2 protein-coding genes are annotated in these 22,671 nt (G+C 53.9%); one reads left to right on the top strand and one right to left on the bottom strand.

What is annotated here, in order from left to right:
- Positions 1-603 (bottom strand): ECF-type sigma factor, encoded by a 603-nt coding sequence (locus SH139x_RS12930; protein ID WP_488355621.1) that lies wholly within the window; start codon positions 601-603, stop codon positions 1-3.
- A 392-nt stretch (positions 604-995) separates the two neighbouring features.
- Here SH139x_RS12930 and SH139x_RS12925 point away from each other — a divergent pair, with 392 nt between their 5' ends.
- Complete coding sequence (locus SH139x_RS12925; protein WP_488355620.1) at positions 996-22,643, top strand: PKD domain-containing protein; 21,648 nt, start codon at positions 996-998, stop codon at positions 22,641-22,643.
- Positions 22,644-22,671 lie beyond the last annotated feature (28 nt).

Genomic DNA, 22,671 nt, shown 5'->3' with positions numbered 1-22,671 from the left:
TCACTCCATACGTGAAAGATGACGTCGAATGATTTCTAACCTACGTTGTACGGTGCGTCGAGAGCAGCTCAACAGTTCCGCGATTTCCGTGTCGTTATAGCCTTCCATTCGCAAAGCTACGACTTGGGCGAGGTTTGGATCATCTAAGCTATTTAAAAGCAATTCACACGTCTCGATAAATTCAGCCGCAAACTCGGGCGTTGGCTCGCGGGAAAGAACCTCCCCAAGGGACGCCGCGGAGATCGTACCCTCTGCGTCACGAAAAATAAAGTTAGAGTAATTGCGATTTGCGTTTCGGCATTCTCGGCCATCGTAACGGTGCCGATGGGAAATCTTCCGAGAAGTGATCACGAGGATCAGCCGCCATAAGCAATCGCGGTCTTGCAATTCGGTAAACCGCCCGGCAGTAATTCCGGCACAAATGCTGTGGAAAACGCTCAGCGCGACATCATCCTCGTCATAAACTCGTCGCGATTCACTTTTGAGTTTCTGTCGGGCCACGCCCTGAATCCGACCGACGAAGTGTTCCCACAACTTGGCTGCCGCCAACGGGTCAGCATTCCTCAGCTCATTAAGCCAGATCGTAACCGGGTCATCAATCAAAACGCTCTGCTCTTAGGCTAAAAACACTGCGTGCTTAGCGGCTGCCGCCACGTCAAAGCATGAATTAATCCCTTAAGTTTACTTTTTTCCCCGGCAGCGTCCACCTTCTGACACAGAGTCAGATGGTGGCGATGGAATCGCTCTCTCTTCAACCGAAAAAAACGGAAAAACCGCCCCACTCGGCTGGTGGCAATGGAGCGACTACCTCACTGCCCTGCGCACATCCCTTCTGGGGTCGACCATGAACTCCAGACTAGTGACTGCCGCACTCACTTATTCCCGTTGAGAAGGAATCTTTAACGAAATCCTCGATTTCTTGGCACACTTTCGCTCGTCGCGGGCATCCCCGGGGTAACAGGTCCCTCCAGGCAGATATTATCCGAAAGCGTTCCATGAGTCCTCGAAAATCTCGCTCCAGTCTTATCGCATTAAAATCGCGTTTGTCGCTTAAATCTGCGTTGCGGAGAAAACTTGCTCACTTTTTGCAGCAGCGTCGGGTATCTCGATTCGAGAGCCTGGAGGATCGTCGTTTGCTAGCGGTGACACCCTTGAGCATCAGCGAAGCTGCCGCGATTCGCGAGACAACTGCACTCATTGGCGGCTTTGCGGGACGGTTGGAAACGACCGGCTTTCTCGCAGAAACGCTTCCGATCAGCGAGTTGGGGATTGGTTCGCTGGTCGACATCGATGCCGCTTTTAGTGATGCGTTTGCCTCGCCATTGCAGAGCTATCTTACCACAGCAAATGCGCCGACGGTCGAAGGTCTGAAACACGCAGTTGATACCGCTATCATCGATTTGCCCGAATTGTCAGGCACGGTGACAGTCATTGATACTGCGGAACTGTTGAGCTTTCAAATCGACGGATCCTATCAACGTAGCGTTGATGTTCGATACGATCTAGCCTCGGAAATTTCAGCAGACTTAATCGAGATCGAAGGCGACTTATCAGCTCAATTGGATTTCACGCTGAACTTTAACATTACGATCGGGATTGATCGCACTCAAGCGTCTGCGACTGCGGGTGCATTTGTTGAGTTCGCCGATGCAGCCGGTGAGAATAACATCAGCGCATCAATTGACGCCAACGGAAGTGGCCCCATCGCAGCCACTCTCGGGTTCCTGGGAGTGACGCTGGCGAGCCCTACTGTCTCCACGCTGAGCCTGGCTGTCGCCTTTGATACCGTGGAATCGCGAATCAAAGTGGCTGAGCTGACCGCTGTGGATCTCAGTTCCGTTGTTACGATCGAAGCGGATGGCGATTTTGATCTCACCTTGCCCATTGAGACGGACTTGACAGGGCTTGGAACGATCAACTCCACGATTTCAATCTTAGATAGCAACTTGTTTGATGGTGTTGCCGCATCCATTGACGTGGATGCTAGTGAGTTGGCCGAGTTCCGCACACTGTCGGCCAGTGCATTCTTCAACGGCTTGCAACAGTTCCAAAACACTTTTGGTGGTCTGGATATTTTTGCCACGGAAATTCCCTTTACCGGTGGCAAGACACTGGATGAAATCCTCAGTATAGGCGAAGCTTTTGCCGCCGAAATTACAACGCCCGCCGCTGATCCCACCAACCAGGACGAGGCTGGCTTTAACCATGCCCAAGCATTCGGCGACAAATCTGCAGAGACAATTCAGTACATTCCGGCAACAGCTGGCCAGCCGCCTGAGTTGATTTTTGACGTTTCGTTCGACCACTTGTTTAACGTGGCCACATTTCCAATTGATTTTGGAGCAGGAATCGGCGAGTTAAGTATTCAAGCAGATTCAACTTTGATGGTCGATGCGAGCCTAGCCGCCGCCTTAGAAATAGGTGTAAAGCTGGAACAACCCGGCGCATCATTCGGTTTTGGCGCGGACACACTGCTTGCCACGCTGCAAGGTGGAATTGATATACCGACCGACGAGGGCGTTACCGATTCAGCTTTGAAGGATGATATCCAAGTGACCCTGCGCGACGGTAGCGGGCCGACGAGGATCGACATCCAGCATGACTGGACGGTGAGTGATCTGCAGGCGGCCTTGGAGGCGGCTGGACTCATGGTTACTTTCGACAAGCAGAGTAACGTCACCTTCGATCCTGACCTTGATCCCGAGGAACAGCGAACGTTCAATCAAGGATTGATTTTAGTCGACCCCACGACCAGCATCGACGGCGGCCAATTGAAAATTGAGATGCTCAACGGATCACTGCTGGGGCCAACGCTGGGGCTTTTCGGTCAAGGCAGTAACGGCATCGAACTGGATGCTGAAAACAAGCCGATTGAGGCTTCCCACGGGTTGCGAACTGGTCCGCTGCACGGGCAAAGTCTCGCCAATAACATCTTCATTCGTCCCAAGTCGGGCGAGTCCATGTTCACGGCGACCGCTGCACTTCGCTCCGACATCAATGGAGCGGGTAGGCTTGGTTTCATTGAAATCGCAATCGCAGATGGTTCAGCCGCAGGTTCACTGAAGACCCAATTCACGCCGACATACCCATCGACTATCGCCACTGACGGACGGATCGCCGGCTCGGAAGTCGTCGAACTAGCGAGCGCTGCCAAGCTGAGATTGCAAGCGCAAAGACCGGTCAAATTCGGCGAAGCGTATGCGGGCGAGTTGCAAATTGAAATCTCCAAGGCGGACGGTTCCGTTGCAACTCTGGACCTAGCTTTCGGAATCCAAGCCGGGACGACAATGGCAGATGTGTTGATCGCTCTCAACGCACAGCTAATCGGACAAGGTGGCGATGGAGAGTTGGCGCGAGTGGTCTCCAGCGGCGAGAAGCTGAACTTTCTTCTGACCGATGGTGTGGGTCGCTTGGTGACGATCAAACCAAGCCCAGGCAACACACCCGAGGAGACGGCAGCCAATCAAGCAGCGGTCGCCAAGCTGGGAATCAATGAGGAGCTCAGCGGATTTGTCGCCACCCCAGCAGTCAGCGGTTCAGCCCATTTCGAGCTGCCATTCAACGTTGATTTCAACTTGGGTTCGTTCTCGCTGCCAGCGCTCTCACGCACGCTATCGTTTAGCGTACCCGACTTGACGGTCAGCGACTTTAGTCTGCCTGAAAACATCAATCTTGACGACTTGGGCCTGGGTACCGATGGCTATCTGCAAAAACTACAGGCGCTCGACCGCCAAACAATAGTGCAAGCCCTTAGCGATGGGCTCGACCTGTTGCGCAAATCAGTAGAGCAATCTCCGCTGTTCAGTCAACCGCTGCCAATGTTGAATATTGGCATTCGCGAAGTTTTAGACTTTTCTGAGTCGTTTGCCGAGGTCATTGCCAACATCAATGGGACTGAGGCGAGCGGGCTTGGCCAGATGGATGAGGTCTTCGAGGATATCTTCGGCGTGGCAGAGAGCAATGGCGGTGGACCAGATTATCCAGCGTTCCCGGTTTGGATTCTACCGACGCTAAACAGTGGGCTCGTATTCGATGGCGTCGCCCTCGATTCGATCGATTCGTTTCCAGCCGAGGGTAAAGATTTCCTTGGACAGACTTATACCAACTTAGTTACCTATTTGGGCGCTCTGCAATCAAACAAAGAGGAGTTTGGCTTGCGCATCGATGAGACGGGAGACGACCTGTCTTTGAGGATTGACCTACCGTTTGACGTTGGCAATGGATTTGGCATCCAAAATCAAGTCGATCCGCTGGGCTTTGAAATTCCAATCAGCCTCGATTTGTCAAATCTCGACATAGGCGGGATGTCAAACCTGATCGACGCCCGCGGCGATGCGCTGGTCAGTGCCTATGCCTTGGGACAAATCAACCTCTCGGTGGGCATTGAATTGCCCGAAACGGGGTCACCAAGACCATTTTTATACGACGGTGTTGCGGATGGAACCTCCCTGGGAGTCCTGGTTCGAGCTGCCGCCTCACCGTTCGGATTTGACGTTTCGCTGGGCCCCATCGGTGCGGCATTGACCGACGGCGACTTTACGTTTGATGGCGAGATTATCGCCGATCCCCAAAGCAATCGATACGCAAATTTCCGAGTCGGAATCGATGATAATAATGGCGATGGGCGGCACTACTTCGACGAAATCGTGGAGACGGTACAAAATGGCTTGGAACTGAGTAATTTTGAGTTCGCTGGCGATTTTGACGCCTCACTGGTCGCTCAACTTGGTTTCTCAGGTTTGTTGGGGGATGCGGGCTTGCCAATTGGCCCTTACGTGTTTGAGGCCAGCGTCGGAGGGCCGAACTTAACCGACCTTCTCGGCAACCTGAACGTCACCATTAATGGGGACGACCCAGCGATCGCCTTCAACGAACTGAAGGATGCGTTGGCTGAAGACTTCAACCTGTTAGCATTAGTCGGTGGGTGGGATGGAGCGTTCGATCTGATAATCGAGGCGATGGAAGGTGAAGTATTCGGTGTTGAATTGCCATTCGTAGGTGATAAGCTGAAAGACCAAGCTAACTTCCTGCGTGATATTAAGGACAGCGTCTCCGCAAATTTCTCCGATAACGCTAGCAACCAGGAGAACGGGACTTTTACCAACCTGTATGACGACGTTCGTCAAGATTTACTCGATGCGGTTGGTCCAAATGGCATCAACCTGCTATTAGACTTAACTGGCGACGATCAGGTCACGATCGACGATATCGTCATCGAGCAACTCAACCCGGGTATCGGCTTCCAGATCTTGCTGGGCAACGATCTTGGCCAGCTCGCGCTGCCGATTGATTTTGATCTCGGCATCCCTGGACTGAACCTGGATATCGATGCCAACGTGACCGGTACACTAGGGTTTGAATTGGGGCTACACTTCGGCGTTAACCTGGACCATGGCTTTTTTATCGACACGACCGACAGCTTCATGCAGGTCTTCGTCGATGTCGGCGTGCCGGGATTATCAGCCGCTGGTGAACTGGGCTTCTTACGGATCGATGCCGACTTATTGCGCGACGAGTCAGGGAATCTATCACAGCCGTCGGCCCTAGTGGGCGATGGTCACCCCGTTGATACACAATTCACTATTGAAAGCAAGGTTGGTGGGAGCACCGCCAATTTTGATGTACGAGTGGTATCCAAGGTTGAGGGTGATACCAATGACTTTGAGTATGACTCAACGCGCCGCGTCCTCACGCTTCGCACCCAAGCGACAACGACGGCTCAAGCAATCGTCAGTTTAATCAACGCCACTCCGCAGCTGAATGCGGTGTTCACGGCCAGCTTGGTAGATGGAAGTGATGGCAGCGGTGTTGTGGCGGGCGGACAACGAGCGGTCGGCGTAGCCAACAGCTTTGCGGGGCGGTTTACCGTCGATATTCTTGATCCAGGGCAGACCTATGATGGTATGCTGACCCTCTCAGAAATTTTGGCGGTAAAGTCGTATAAAGATGTGCTGGACATCGACGCCACCGCTCATGCCTCCCTGGACTTGGAATTACTAGCTAGTTTCGGCGGTTCCAACGCTTTCCCAAGTATTCAAACAGACTTGCTGATTGATTGGCGGTATCTGCTGGGCGAGGAACTGCAAATTCCGCAGGTGGAGTTCCGGGACATCAGCCTAGATGTGGGGCAATTCTTCAATGGTTTTGCCGGCAAGGTACTCGAGGAAGCAAACAACATCCTCGAGCCAGTTCGGCCCATCATTGAATTTCTGAGTGAGCCGGTACCAGTCGTGAGCGATCTGGCTGGCGGCAATATTACCATGCTGGACTTACTTAAACTCGAAGGAGGGAAAGTCGAAAAGGCTGCCAAGTTTATCGAGTCGGTGGCAGACTTCGATCGCATCTTGCAGAACATCCCCGACCTGGGCGACGGCAAATTGCTGAATCTGGGTGGCGCCACTTATACACCCGGAGTCGGATTTACCGCTAGCGACTCGGTTGATGATGTGGCATTGAGGTTTAAGGAATTGGCTCCGGCAAGCGGGAGTTTCGATCCCGAAGATTTTTTGAAGAGTAGTGAAGAGCTTGAAAGTGCACCAGACAACAAAATCAAGTTAGGGTTCCCGCTGCTTGACCCATCGAACATCATGGGTTTGTTAAGCGGGCAAGTGATCAACTTATTCACACTTGAGCTGCCCACGCTGGAGCTGAATGCAGGTATCAAAAAGTATTTTCCGTTGCCGATTTTCCCCGCTGTGGGTGTTGAGCTCGGGGGTGCGGTAAGCGCACGAGCCGACTTTGCGTTTGGCTTTGACACCCATGGAATCCAGCAGTTCTTGCAGACGGGTGATTTCGAAGATGTCTTCAACGGGTTCTTTGTGTGGGACCATGAGACTGCCGATGGTGGTGGAGCCGACATTAGCGAAGTCCAACTGAAAGCACAGATCACTGCGGCTGCCGCGCTGAATGCTGGCTTTTTCAAAGCGTCGGTCGGCGGTGGGTTATTCGCCAACATCGATTTCGATCTGCACGATAACAACGAGGATGGTAAAGTCCGCCTCGTCGAATTGCTCGACAACACATTGTTGGGCACGCAAGATGGCTTTGGCCCGATTCACATTTTTGATGTCGACGGAAAGCTGGACGCTGGGCTGTTCGCCAGCATTACCGTGGGTCTGGGGCCATTTTCATACACCGAAAATTTTGATCTTGCTCGCGTAACCTTGTTCGAATTCAGCTTTCCGCGTCCGGAGGGGGACGGTGTTCCGCTCGCGCAAATGAACGGTTCGACATTGGAGTTGAACATTGGGCCCGATGCGCATCGTCGCCTGTTCTTCTTTACTGAGGACGTCGCTGAAGATTATCGGCTTTACCCCGGCCCGCAACCCGGCAGCGTGATTGTCGAAGCATTTGGCAGATCGCAACTTTACAACGGTGTGTCTCGCATCACCGGCGATGCTGGCTTGGGTAATGACAAGATTGTGGTTAGCACCGACATCTCGATTCCCATTGAGCTGTACGGAGGCCCCGGCAACGATACGCTGATTGGTGGTTCGGGGGATGACACCCTCCGCGGCGGTGATGGGGACGACGAGTTGCGCGGTGGGCTGGGGAATGACCTTCTCGAAGCGGGCGTGGGTCGTGATTACGTAATGGGGGAAGCGGGCGATGATGTGCTACGCGGCGGGGTGGGAGATGATCAATTGTTCGGCGGCGACGGCGATGATTTCATCTATGGCGAAGATGGCAACGACGTGATTCACGCGGGCGGCGGCAATGATACAGTCTACGCAGGAGTCGGTTTCGATACGGTTCACGGCGATGGTGGCGATGACCAGGTTCACGGCGGGGCCGACGGCGATTTGATCTATGGTGGCGAGGGTAGCGATACGATCCACGGCGATGAAGGGGACGATCGCATCTTTGGCGACGCCGGCAACGACGTTATTTATGGTGGAATCGGTAACGATGTCATTCGCGGCGGCAACGGTAATGATACCATGTACGGCGACGACGGCGACGACCAATTATTTGGCGAGAATGGACGGGATGTTATCTATGGTGGGGAAGGTCTTGATGTGCTGCAAGGCGGCCTCGCCGCCGACGAGTTGTATGGCGGATTCGGCAACGATCATCTTTATGCCAACACGAGCGATCCGAGCGAAGTGGATGAAGCCAGGCACGTGCTGGTCGGTGGTGCGGGTGACGATCTAATCTATGCTTCTCCGCTGGCGTTTGACAATCTCATCTATGGTGATGGCGTCAATGATGAACTTGGGACGGTTGACAGCACACTTGATGGTAGCGACGAGATTTTTGGTGGCGCAGCGATCGATGTGATCCATGCAGGCGGTGGTGCCGATGTGATCCATAGCTATGGCGGTAATGATTTCATTGATGCTGGATCGGGCGATGACATTGTCTACGCCGGAGACGGAAACGACTTTGTGATCGGCGGTTTTGGTGATGACCAGTTGTACGGCCAAGACGGCGAGGACGTGCTGTGGGGTGGCTTTGCAACCCTGACCGACTTGACCAAGTTCGATCGCAGTACCGCAGCCAATATTGCAGCTAACTTTGTTTTGCCACTCTTCTATGAAGAGACCGAGGCGGCATACCCCACAGGTTATCTACCGCTGACGAATGTGACTCCCGCCTTTGTTGCTGGTCTCTCCATCGCTGGCATCGAAGGGGATGGTCGCGATTTGCTCGAGGGCGGTAATGGGGTCGACATGCTTTTCGGTGGTGCCGAAGCCGATGTGATTCTCGGTGCCGCAGGGGATGACTATATCGATGCCGGCGCGGGCGATGACAACATCAATGGTGGTGACGGGAACGACGTCATTCGCGGTGGTGCCGGTAACGACGTATTGCATGGAGCTGCTGGTATTGATCACATTCTCGGTGATGGCGGTGACGATCAGCTGTTTGGCGACGTTGGAAACGGCAGCAATCAACTCGGCCAACGACTCTTCGGCGGCGATGGCAGCGATACGCTGTATGCTTACGCGCCGACCGGTGGTGCCAGCGAATACGAGCTCTCCGGCGACCAGTTGTTCGGCGGCGCCGACGGTGACACCCTCAATGGAAACGTGCGTCGCGAAATCCTAGTGGGTGGTGCTGGGGATGATCTGTTGCGCGGCGACTTTCTGGCTGGGCCAAATTATGCGATCAATCCACGCGCCGACCAAGACGGTGGCGGCGACTTCCTGTACGGCGAAGGTGGCGAGGACAAGCTGTTTGGTGGTGGTGGTGACGACATCATGTGGGGCGGCTCGGATACCGACTACCTTGATGGACAGAAGGGCAATGACACCATGTACGGTGGTGGCGGCAATGATTTGTTTGTCGTCTCGGCGATGAACAGTTTGCAATCTGGAATAGACATCATCGATGGGCATTTCGGCAACTTCCCCGGTGATACTGCGGCCGACGACGATGCGACCGACGTGTTGATCATCAACGGATCGCAAAACGATGACATCATAGGACTGAGCCAAACGCTTGCCGGAGTTGGCCAACAGCCCCAATTGCGCATCGATCATAAATCGGGTGTAGCCCAAAATCGCACGATCTTCGTCAACGTCCGCAACTCGGCTGGCAAACTGTTGGTCGAACAGTTTCAAGTCGCGGGGTTAGCCGGAGATGACATCATTGGATTTGCCGGAGTGCATCCAACCCTGTTGCCACGCCAGGAAAACACAGTTGCTTTCGATGTAACTGAGATTGCAGCCCGTGGCGATTGGACTTCGACGTTGGAGGGCAATAGCGGCAACGATATTATCATTGGTTCCAAAGGTCGCGATCGCGCTGCGGGTGGACCTGGCAGCGACACGATCTATGGCTTCGCCGGAGACGACCGACTGATCGGCGACAGTGGCGATGGCTTTACGACCGATGTCGACCGCTTGTATGCAGGTCAAGGCAACGACGATTTGACGGGGGGACAAGGGACAAACTATCTGTATTCCTGGTCGCTCGATCCAGGTGCGGTCGGCATTGACTTTGGGATCTTTGTCGACGAGTTTGGTAACCTCGCTTCCAATTCAGCCGGTGGCACGCTCAAGCAGGAGAACACCGGGCTGAATCGCATGTTGGGCAATGAGGGTACCGACCACCTGTACGGAGGCACGCTGCTCGACTTCATGTATGGACGCGGTGGATCCAATACGCTCTATCGCTCCAATGGCACTCCGTTTGAATCGCTGGGTGACACGATCCCAGGCGATGAATGGAAAGAGTATGCCAAAGAAACAGGGCAAGTCTGGTATGTGAGCGGTACAAATGCGAATGACGAAATTGCTGTTAACTTTGTGACTGAGCCCGGGCTGCTCTCTGATCACCACTTGATCACACGCTTGACCGACAACAACGGCAACGTCACCTTCGATGCTCAAGTGCGACTGGACTTCGCCGCCACCGACGCGGATGGTAACGCGATTTGGACGCCAAACGATCTGCTGGCCGATTATGCGGCGCTGCGTTCACTCAGTGGCAATGAAACGTTATCGGATCTCGACAAGCTAGAGATCAAACGGCTCGAAACGAACCTAGTCAGCAAACTCTTGCCACCTGAAGGAGATTTTCAAGCGATCATCATTGATGCGCTGGCGGGCAACGACACCATCATTGTGGGTCCGACCGTACAAAAATCGGTGTGGATCGACGCTGGGGATGATGATGACCAAGTAACCATTCGCGGCGGCCGCGCGATCCTTGCCGATAAGGCAGAAATTGGCAAAACAGATGGGCTCATCGGTCGCAACGAATTCGCTGCGCTTGCATATCCGTTAAGCGTCCCCGCCGGTGGCGTTCAATTCGATGCCCTGACGTTCGATCACGTGACCGATATCGATTGGTTTAAGTTCACGCTACCGTCGACCGCCGGTACACTGAACGTCAAAACCGCTTCGCCCATCGACGATCTTCAGGTGCAAATCTTTGCCGCCGATGGTGAGACCCAACTGGCCAGCGCCACTGGCTTGCAGTTTGCCACGCTGAACTTGGACACTTTTGGCTTGGAAGCAGGTACTCAGTATCTGTTGCGCATTCAAACCAACAAGACACCAACGATTTACGGCATTGAGTTTAACTTTGGTATCGTTGGCCCCATCCCCGTTGTCGATCTTGGTACTCGCAGCGATGCGGTCCGTCGCGACATTATTCTCGGCGGACGCGGTGACGATGTTCTCATGGGTGGTCCAGGCGAAGACTGGATCTTGGGTGGTGATGGCAACGATGTGATTAGCGGCGGGCTGGATCGCGGAGCGCCTGATTTGCTGATCGGTGGAGCAGGGGATGATACGTTCCAAATTATTCCCGATCACTTGCGGCTGCTGGGAAATCAGCCAAACACCGTCTTTGATCCGGCCTCGAAGACTTACCTGCCGACAATGAACGACGAGATCGATGGCGGCAGCGGCAATGACCGCATGTTGTACGTCGGAGGCAATCTCGATCGAAGAGGCTTTGAAGTGCCAGACTTCGCCGCCATGCGCTACAACACGGGACTCCATCGCTATGAGTTTACTAGTCTGGTTTGGGATATCGGCCAGCAAAAGTTCCTCCATGATTACGTGGATACCAACAGCAACGGCCAGCAGGATACCGACGAAGCCGATTTGACGACTTACCAGCGGCAATACTTGTTCTATCAAGCCCGCAATGTCGAAAACACGCAGATCGAGTTGCAAGCGGGCGACGACACCTTTCATGCAGATCCAAGCTATGTCTTCCCTGGAACGCTGGAAGAATGGGGCATCAAGCTCGGAAACTACCAACAAGGAGCAACTGAAGCGGGTCTCACCATCGTCGGTGGTTCTGGAACCGACGAGTTGTTCGGCGGTGCCATGCAAGACGCGATCAGCGGTGGTCCCGGCGACGACGTCATCTTTGGCTCGCTTGGCAATGACCATCTCCTCGGAAATGGTGGCAACGATCAAGTCTTCGGTTTGAAGGATACGTCCGCTACACCACTGACACCTCGCAATCCGAATCAGATTATCGGGCGTCCGTCGTTCGGATTTTCTGAAGAGTATCGATACGAATTGGTTGCACCGTTTTTTGCTTTGCCTGAAGCGGGGCGACCAGGCGTTAACCTCAACAGTGAGGCATACAAGACAGGACCGATCGTTCATTTCACATTCGACACTCCGTCGGATCTGGGCCGGAACGTCGGTAGAAGTGGCTTTCCGGCGCAGCTTGTCGATGTGACTTATGTCAGCAACGGCATCAACCGAGGTGCAGCTGGCTTTTTATCGCCTGGCTCGAAGATCAATGTCCAGCCAATCCTGCAGTCACATTGGACGGCGTCAGCTTGGTTCAAAAACCTCAAAGATAATAGCCCAGAAACTTCTCTGCTTGAGACCCTGCTCTATCCAAGCGATGGCAATGAGTACTTCATGCGGATTGGTATCGAGGACGGCACCTCGAACCTTGGCATCACCATTGACAACCATCCCTCCCCAGGGGAGTCGACATTCTACACCAGCGGATTCGATATTTGGGCCGCGGTTGGGGATAATCAATGGCATCAATTGACAATGGTTGCGACCCCGAGCGGCGTTGACTTCTACTTGGACGGTGAAAGCGTTGGACAAGCCGTTCTTCCAGTTCTCTTCCTCGATGAATACCAACAACTGCTTGACATCAACAGTCATTTCTCCAGTGAACTCGACGAGTTCCACATGTTCTTGGAGGCATTTACCCCCGAGCAAGTAGCGGAGCACTTTGTTTCATCACAACGCACGTCGGAACAATTGGTTTCCGAAGCATTTGGATTCGAGGGTGCAACTGCCAATGAACGGCTCTCTACACTGAGAACAATAGGTGACTTTAACGGCGATGGCTACGAAGACTTCATCGCCAGCAGTGATACGACCAGCTACGTCTTGCTGGGCCCAGTGCAACTGGATTCGATTGAGCGTATTGATCAGGTCGCCGACATCATCATTGACCATGCCGCCTTTGGCCGACCTGCGACCAACGACGGAGATATCAACGGAGATGGCATTTCCGATCTGGCTTTTGAACGCAACGAAGCAGGCACCAGCATTGTAACGGTGGTGCTGGGCGGCCAAACGATGAACGCCGGGCCGAGCGTGGAAGAGCAACCGTGGCAAAGGTTTTGGGGCCAAGAGTTCAAGAACAGTTACGTCGATAACGTAGGCCCAAGCAGTTTCCGCACCATCAATTTCCAGGGGTTAGCACTTTCTGACCGTGTCAACGTACATCTTTTGGATATGGACGGCGATAAACTGGACGATATTGCCGTCGTTGCGGAATCGACGGTTCAGCCATCGGTAGTCGTCAAGCCATTTTTCAGTCCCGATGACTATTACACAATCGGCTTTGCCTATTCAGGCAAAACAATCGCTGACTTCACGGCTACGACAGAACAGCCACAGCTGACTGCTTACGACCAATTGGCGACAATTCGTTCTAAAGAAGCATCTTCTAACATTCAAGCGACTGTGGCGGGCGATGTCAACGGCGACGGCAAAGAAGAATTGCTGTTTGGTAATCGCTTTATGACCAGCAGGATCGATAACTACTATGAAAATTTCGCCTTAAAGTATCAACCAAACCTCACGCTTGCCAACGGTTTTGGATCGGTACCACTGACTTTCGATCTGAATGGTATTGTTGCGAGCATTCCGGTCACATTCAAAAAGGCCAGTAATACGCTTGAGGAGATCGTCGATCAGATCAACGTCAAGCTAGCCACAACCGAATTGGCTGGACTCGTTCTTGCTGACATCGACGAGAGCGATCCGGCAAACGCGATGCTCCGGTTCCGTGTGATTCAGGGAGTCGCTCTATTGGCAGTCGTTGGACCTAGTAATGTTAATCCGCTAGGCATCAATCATACCGCGAGTACAGCAGGAACTTGGCAAAATCAACCCGCTCAGCCAATTCCGGATGCTGGCCCGAGTGGACCAGGAGCCGTCACTGTGTCATCTGTCTATCCTGGTAACAATATTATCACTGACATGGATGTCCTGGTTTCGATAAAGCATACCTGGGCTAGTGACCTGACCATCACCATGATTTCTCCCGACGGGCAACGAGTCAGATTGGCGTCGGGGGCTGGAGGCAGCGGAGACAACTTCGGTACATTTGACAGCAATGGCAATCCGATTCAACTTACCAGGTTTAATGACGCCTCCTCCGTGCCGATATCAAATGGTTTCGCCCCTTTTACAACACAAGCAACCGGCTATATCCCGGACGAACCGCTGTCACAGTTTAATGGGAAATCCACCTTTGGCGTCTGGAAACTGGAGATCACCGACAGCGCACAAGCGGACGTAGGAGAGATCGTTGACTTTCAAATTATCTGGAACACGCGCAGAGGCAGTGGACTTGCACAACACAGAGTGGACATCAATTCTGAGACTTCCTTTACTACCTCTCCTCTCTTGCCGAGCATTTCAGGCCAGTTACCATTCGACAATCCTAACTTCGTTCCAACGCGACCGTTACATTATCTGTTTACCATCGACAGTTTCGGTGACGAGTCGGGCACACCTTATGCCCTCTCAGACTTGAATAATGACGGTCGCGATGATTTTGCGATCGTTGGCGCTATTCCCAGCTCAAGTTCGCCCACGACACCACAAACCAGCATCTATCTGGGCAGGGCGGATAAAACGGTTCCCGCTGAGCCAGATGCTTACATTTTTGGCAGCAATAGCGTACTAACCAGCGGTGATTTCGACGGCGATGGCAAGCTGGATCTGGCTGGGACAACTGTTGGCAGCGAACTAAGCTCGCTGTTTGTGATTCACAACGTTGCCGAATTCTTCCAATCGAATCAGAATTCCAGCGGTCGATTCGAGTGGAATCAAGCAGATACGATTATTCCTTATGTCGATGAGTTCCAAGCAACGCGTCGACTGTCAACCGTCGATCTAAATGGTGATGGGATCGATGACATTGCCATCAGCAGTTCGCTGGCGGAGAGCCAAAACGGGAATGTTCAAGCTGGCCAAGTTTACGTCGCGTACGGGGCACTCAAACAGGTCGAACTGCCCACTGCGGGTATCTTTGATATCGAGAATTTTTCGGTTCCAGGCAGCGGTTCGTTCGTCGTAAATCCAGAGACGGGACGGTCCGAAGTCTTCTCCGATGCGGGCAAGCCATTCTCACTTTCCGCAGCAGCCGATGAAAAATGGTTCCGCTTTACGACCCTCGGTGATGGTAAACCCGGAGATGCCATTCGTTGGCTCCCGGAAACCGAAGCAGTGACACTGATTGCCGAACAGCCGGTCAATTCGCCGCGCCGTCGGGCTCAAGATCTGGACGTCGAATTTTGGACGCGAGCTTTTGATGCCTACATCGAACAGTCGATGAAACTGCCGCACGTGAGTATTCAAGGGACTGGCGACGGCACCTACGACTACTACAAATTCACTGCCACAGCAGGTAGTCGAGCGATCTTTGATATCGATAACAACAACTTCGATACCGAGCTATTTCTGTTTGACGCCAACGGAGTCTTACTGGCGTCCAACGACGACGGAGTGGGCCCTGGAGCAGATGCCGGTCAGGGAACTGGTCTTGCGTCTTATATCGACTATACATTTTCCAGTTCTGGGACTTTCGTCATCGGCGTCGCCAAGTACAACTCTAGCGCTTCGGGCGGTGAAATCACCGGTCCAGCCCCGGCTGTTGGCGATGTCTATCGGCTGAACGTCTCGGTGGATCGGCATCAAGTTCTTGGCCCCGTCGACTTGATCGATGCGGACGGCGGAGTCGTGGCGGCGAATCAGTCCGTGTTCGATCTGAGACACGTGCCCGCCGGTACCTACTATCTACGAGTGCATGACACCGTTTCCACCTTCACCTTTGAATTCGATGCGCCGTCGCGTGGACAGTTCGCTGGTACGACGACGCTACCCGATCGCGACTGGATCGACGGTGGCGACGGGGACGATGTGCTGGTCGGCAACAACGACATCGATCGCATTTTTGGCGGCAGTGGGGCTGATACGATTACCGCTGAGCCAATCGAGATTCGTGACTCAACGCCCGGCGATGTTTACTTGGAGGTACCCACCATTGAACGCATTTCTGAAGATGTGCGACCCATTATCGATCCGTTGGTTGAAACGGGAAATGCAGCGCTCAATCGCGCGATCGCCAGTGCGATTGGCAGGCCGATCGTGTGGGATGCCAGCGGTATTCCGCAGATCTACGGCGGGGTTCGCGCCAGTGAACTTGCCTCGATCTCGACGCTCGATGCCAGCGGTCTGGGGATTCAGACGTACCAGGGTCTTGAGCATCTGACCAATCTGCAGTCGTTGGATATATCCAACAACCGAGTGGCCACGCAGAACGGAACCTTCTTTGGTGGACACTATGCGATTGTCAGTGAGAACACAAACCTCGTCCTCAGCTTTGGCTCCAGCGTCACGATCAGTGGATTAGCTATCTACAACGGGTATGCCAATCGGGATGATGGAACGTATACATTGCGGGATGCAGCTGGCAACGTGCTCGGTTCTTGGACGATTAGCGGGACCACCGGAGCAAGCAACGAGGGAGTCGATTCATTTTGGCTGGTGTTCGACTCTCCAATCACCACCAGCTCGCTCACGCTCACCGCTGACTCCGTTGATGGCACCACGGTCAGTTACCGCGAGATCGAAGTTTTTCAAGCAGGAGCGACTAATCGCCCCAACGTGGGTCCGGCCGCTGGGCATTTGAGGATCAACGCGGGTAGTAGTTTTCACTTGGCGGCCCACCAGACGGAAACGGGTGACAACATGTCTTCGAACCCGGATGTCACAAGCGGACTGGGCGGAACCCGGATTGCTTACACGCCTACCGGAACTTTTCCGATATCGGGAGGACAAAACGGCGCAACGCAATTAAACAACGGCGATGTCTCGCTCGCTAATTTTGACACGCTAGTGGGGCTTTCGAACCTGCGTGCACTGGATCTGAGCGGCAATTCACGCGTTACCAACGTGCAGCGGCTGAGCGAGCTGAACAACTTGCAAAGCATTGATCTGCGTGGAACTGAGGTCTGGGTATCCGCCTTTTTCCCGACCGAGTATTTCCTTTCGCTCGACCTAAAGCAACTCCATCTAACCGTAACCGGGCTATCGACCGACGAACACAACCTTACGGCTCCTCAAGGGACCACGGTCAATCTGACAAAAGCAGTGGCTGGTAATTGGATTGTGCTTGGACCGAATTCGTCCAGTTTCTCTGGATCGGGAACCACGATTACCTTTACCGCGGACCACGCTGGAATCTATCGCGTTTACCCCACGGGGAGCGCGGACGAAGCGATCTTCCCGTTCTTGGTTACCAATGTCGCACCCGTCATTTCAGGCACTCCACAAGTCGTGACCATCGATGAAGGAGACAGCCGGACGGTGGATCAATTGCTGACTGCAGCGGGCCTGACCATCTCCGATGCTGGTTCAACTCCGCCGACGCGGCAAGTCACGGTTACAAGTTCGAGTGGCGTTGTTACGGATCTAACAACCGGCTCGCTGGTAATGAACAACGATGTGATTTATCTGGACCCTGCGATTCTAGATGCGGCAGGCGACGTGACTGTGGCTATTTGGTTACAAACAACCGCATCTGGCTTCCAATCTTTCCTGAGTGCTGCGAATGCAGCGAATGATAACGCACTTTTGATCGCCAGCTCAAATAGCACCACGCTGTCCGTATGGACCAATGGACTCTTCGCCAATTTTACTGCCGCAACACCATTTAACGATGGCGATTGGCATCACATTGTGGTTGTGCGGAACGAATCCAACCAGTCGGTATCCGTTTTCCTAGACGGGCAACAATTGGGCAACGCGGTCCCTTGGACCCTAACTCCACTGCAAGTCGATGCGAATGGCTTGCTTGTTGGTCAAGAGCAGGACGCACTCGGCGGAGGCTTTGATCCCAACCGGGCTCTCAATGGCAAACTTGATGATCTGGGCATCTGGCGGCGGGCACTCACTGCTGCACAAATAACAGACGTATATAGCAACGGAGTCGTTGGCAATGAAGCAGACCTAGCGGCCTACTATCCATTCAACGAGTTGGGTGGTGACATCGCTAATGATCGCAGCTCGAACTCCCGCAACGGTGTGATTGCTTCGATCGATACTGCGACGCCAGTACTCTGGTCGCCCGACAGTCAGTTCGCAGTGGGGAGTTTCCAACCGCTCAACGAAGGCGACTTCTCGTTGACAGTGGTTGCCCATGACTTGCAAGGAGCCTCGGCCCGCGCCGAGGCGATGATTCAAGTCATCAACGTGGCTCCCACAGCGGTCATGACTCCATTAAACCCCGGCACTGTTGTCGCGGGCCAAAGCGTGCAGTTCAACGCGTTGGCTTCCACAGATCCCGGCGTGAATGATGCATTGAGCTACTTCTGGGAAGTGCTTTACGACGGTTCACCTGCCGACTCTGTTTCCTCCGAGAGTAACTTTGCATTCACACCCGCGTTTGCGGGCAGTTACGAAGTCAAGCTGACCGTCACCGACTCGGCGGGCGCTTCTTCCACGATCACTTCGCTGATCGCAGTTAATCCATCGATACCGGTGGTTGCAAACCACACCGGCAACGAAGGGGACGTGTTCGTATTTGACACGGATAGCGTTTCTCCGAAAGCGGCTACTGCGACGCGGACGCATCTCTGGAGAGTTCTCGCAGGCGGGGTTGCTATCGATACGGGAACAGCACCGATAGACGATTCGACATTCGCCTTCGCGGCCCCCGACAATGATTCCTACTCCGTTGAGCTAACGATTACGGACGCGATCAATTCGGAACCGTTCTCCACCACGCAAATCGTTTCGACGGTGGTCACCAGCAACGTCGCTCCGACGATCGCCTTTGGTGCTACCACGTTTGTCACAGAAGGAACGCAAGCCACACTGGCTCCCGCTATTATTGACGCGGGGAGTGCCGATACGCTGACGTATCTCTGGACAATCGTCGACGAAAACTCAAATGCAGTACCACTGACGACCCCTGGAAATTTGGCAAGCGTTGGCTTCATTCCGCAAGACAATGGTACTTATACAGCCACGCTGACTGTCACCGACGATGATGGTGCGGCAACGCTGCCGACGAGCACAACGATTATCGTTGCGAATGCAGCACCTGTTGTTGAGCCTGCTTCGAATCGTCCGGGAGGTGGTAACCAGGAGTTCAATGAAGGAACGAATCAGAATCACGCGAGTATGTTCTTCTACTTCAGCGAAGTGGGCCCGCTCGACTTTAATAGCCCATTCACTTATCAGGTTGATTTTGGTGATGGTACCCAAGAGGAGTGGACCGGCAATCGATACTCCCAAGATTTCTTTGTAGTCTCCCATACGTACGCTGATAGTGGCGTGTACATCGTCAACTTTACGCTCATCGACAAAGATGGTGCGGCGGGCACCGCCACGCGGCGCGTTCAGATCAACAACCTTGCGCCACAAAATGTGACTGTGTCGGGTCCAGCGACGGCTGACGAAGATACCACCGTCACTTTCACCGGCACCGCAGCCGACATCCATAACTTTATTCCTGGCTCACCAGACAACGAGCCGTTGCGGGCCCTCGTCGATTTTGGTGACGGAACGGAGCTGCCAACCACGTTGCAGCCGAGGTTGAACTTGGTCGCGGAAGTTGAACCGAACAACACCTATGCGACCGGGCAGGATTTGGAAACGCTTTCATGGTCCAATGCCTACAACCCGGCCCTCAGGCCCGGGCAAGGTCCCCACGTCAGTATTCGTGGCACTGGAAACGGTACAGATGATTGGTATCGTTTCGTTGTCGCGCAATCCGACTACGCTGAAATCTCAGTCCGAGACGCAACCTTTGATGCGGTGTTGTCGCTGGTTAACGTCGCTACCGGTTCGCTCACCACGGGCGATCTCTGGGCAGTCCAACCTGACTACATTATGTTTGGCAGCAACGAAACTGCCGAATACGCGATCCTTGTGCAACGCTCGGACGGGGCTGGTGGAGGCATGCCATTACAAGACGGCGACGACTATATCATCGACTTCATCGTTCATGAGCATGCTTTCGATACGTTGCCTTTTGAGGATCTCAAAAACAACGACTTCACAGTCCGGCACGTTTACGCAAACCCAGGGACCTACAATGTCTCTGTGACGGTATGGGATGATGATGGTGGTCGCACAACCTCACCGATGGCGACAATTACCATTGCCGACACGACGGCTCCGATTGTTACCGCTGAACCTATTGCGCCCAACCTCCGCAACACTGCGGTGGATGCTGTCAACATCGTATTTAACAAACCGATCACAAACTTTGAGCTCAGCGATCTGACGCTTGCACGCGACGGAGGAGCCGACTTGTTAGTGGGCAGCGGAGCGACGCTTACTGATCAGGGGAATGGACTCTGGACACTCGGCAATCTGTCGGAAATTACCAACAGCGAAGGGAACTACCTCGTGCGGCTTAACCACGAGAGTTCTGGCATTGTCGACGAGCTGGGGCTGGCACTGAACAATACTTTGCGACTCATCTGGACGGCTGACTTTACGGCCCCTGTAGTAACTGTTGATCCACTGACGACGGTGAATAACCGACCCCGGTTGAGCGGGACCGTCAATGATCCGGCCGCAATGGTGATGGTTACAATCGAGGGGAATACCTATTCGGCGGAAAATCTTCGCGACGGCACTTGGCGATTGCCAGCTGACACAATTGATCCGTTGCCGGTGGGCCCTTACAACGTGAGCGCGACAGCGACGGATGCGGCGAGCAACATCGGCGTTGACGATAGCACCAACGAACTCGTTATCCTCGAAGCACCCGATTCAGATCCGTTTGGCAATTTGGTTACGATTGTGTTACCGTCCGGCACCGCTCACGATATCGTCGTACGGCGATCTGGCGAGAACCTTCAGGTCATTGATCTTGCCGGTCCCACCGTCTTGAGCGATACACAGCTCTCGGCAACCAGCGGCTTGAGGATTTTTGGTTCCGACACGGATGCGGATGCGATCCTGATCGACATGGCGGCGGGTGGTTTTTTCCGATTGCCAGCGGGCATCGATGTGATTGGTGGTGACGGTCCCGAGGATTCGCTATGGGTGACCGGCACGGGGAACACCAAAGCGGTTTACTCCATGACTATGTCTCCAGTGGGGCAAACACAGGTTACCCTCTTTGATGACCTGGGATCCAATACCATTCGTTACAGCGAACAAGAGTCATTGCAGTTTGACCAACTGCTGAGTTTTGGAGCGAACAGTTTGCTGAATATCGGCAATGGCGAAACACTCGCAATCGAAGCGCAGACCCCCGTTGACTTGGGTTCATTGACGATCATCGCTGACGGAACGCTGCGCTCTTTATCCACTTTGGTTCTGGGTGCATCGGAGTCAATCTTCGGCTCTGGGGTCATCGAGGCCGCGGTCGCTGGCGAAACGGGATCGTTGATTAAGGCACTGGGAGAACTCACGATCGGTGATGCAAGTTCTCCGATTGGTTTCGCGACACGCGGGGAGTTGAACACGGGGCCTCACTCGGTGACGTTGCTTGATTCGAACCAAGCCGTACTGGGGTCGCTGACCCAACTCGGGGAAACGGACATTTCGGCGGGCAACATTTTTGCCGCCAATGGCATACTCGTCGATTTTGGGCACAACGTGAAGGGATGGGGAACGCTGCACACCCCCAACGTGCCTGGCAAACTGCTGATGCACAATGGCGCCGTCTTGGGTAACTCCTCAACGGAATTGATTGAGCTGACCGGCTATATCAAGGGCGTAGGAACACTGGATAATGCCCACGTGACTGGGACCTACAGCCCCGGTTTCAGTCCAGCAGTGATTCACCACGGCAGCTTGAGCTACGGAAATTCCGCCACGACGATTCTGGAAATCGGTGGCGTGACTCCCGGCAGCTCTGGCCATGATCAAACAAATCACGAGGGTGCGGCGGCTCTTGCGGGGACCTTGCAAATCGAGCTGATCAACGGATTTGAACCCGCGCTGGGTCAAAGCTTCACGCTGATGACCGCGACAGAGGGCTTTGACGGCGCCTTCGATCACGTTGAATTCCCGTCCGCTCCGACGGGTGCGGGCTGGCACCTTGTCCGAACCGCCAATGCATTACGTTTAGAATTGGTCGACCTGGCGGAAGTGTTGGGTGTTGTTGTTGGCGACTCGCAGTCGAGCCAGCGCTCCAACATTGATAGCGTGCAAGTGACCTTCGACGGTGCTGTTGATATCGACACGGGTGCTTTCATGGTTACCAAACGAGGCGTTGGTGGCGGTTCAGTGAATTCGGAATTTACCACAACGGTCGACGAGCAAGGCAACACGATAGCAACGGTTACTTTTAGCGGAAGCTTTACACGCGCTGGATTCAACCTAGTCGATGGCAACTACCAGCTTTATATCGATCCCAGCAAAGTGCGTCGGGCCGGCACCTTGGTCAGACTTGACGGTGATGGAGATGGACAAGCCGGCGGTGACTTTGTCTTCGGCAATGAAGCGGCCGATAAGTTCTACGCAATGTTTGGCGAGAGCAACGGAGATCGCAATGTCGGCTTCCTCGATTTCCTACGTTTTCGCAACACATTTGGCAGCTCGAGTGGCGACAGCTCATACAATCAGGATCTCGACTTCAACGACGATGACGCCGTCGGCTTCATCGACTTCCTGGCCTTCCGAAGTCGATTCGGAACGAACTTACCTTTTGAATAGAGATTCGCTCGCCAAAGCCTAACGAGGC

The sequence above is a fragment of the Kothea flammea genome (assembly GCF_052161645.1).
GTDB lineage: Bacteria > Planctomycetota > Planctomycetia > Pirellulales > Pirellulaceae > Laterigemmans.
Note: the sequence above shows the minus strand (reverse complement) of the source record. Positions and strands in the feature narration are given on the sequence as shown.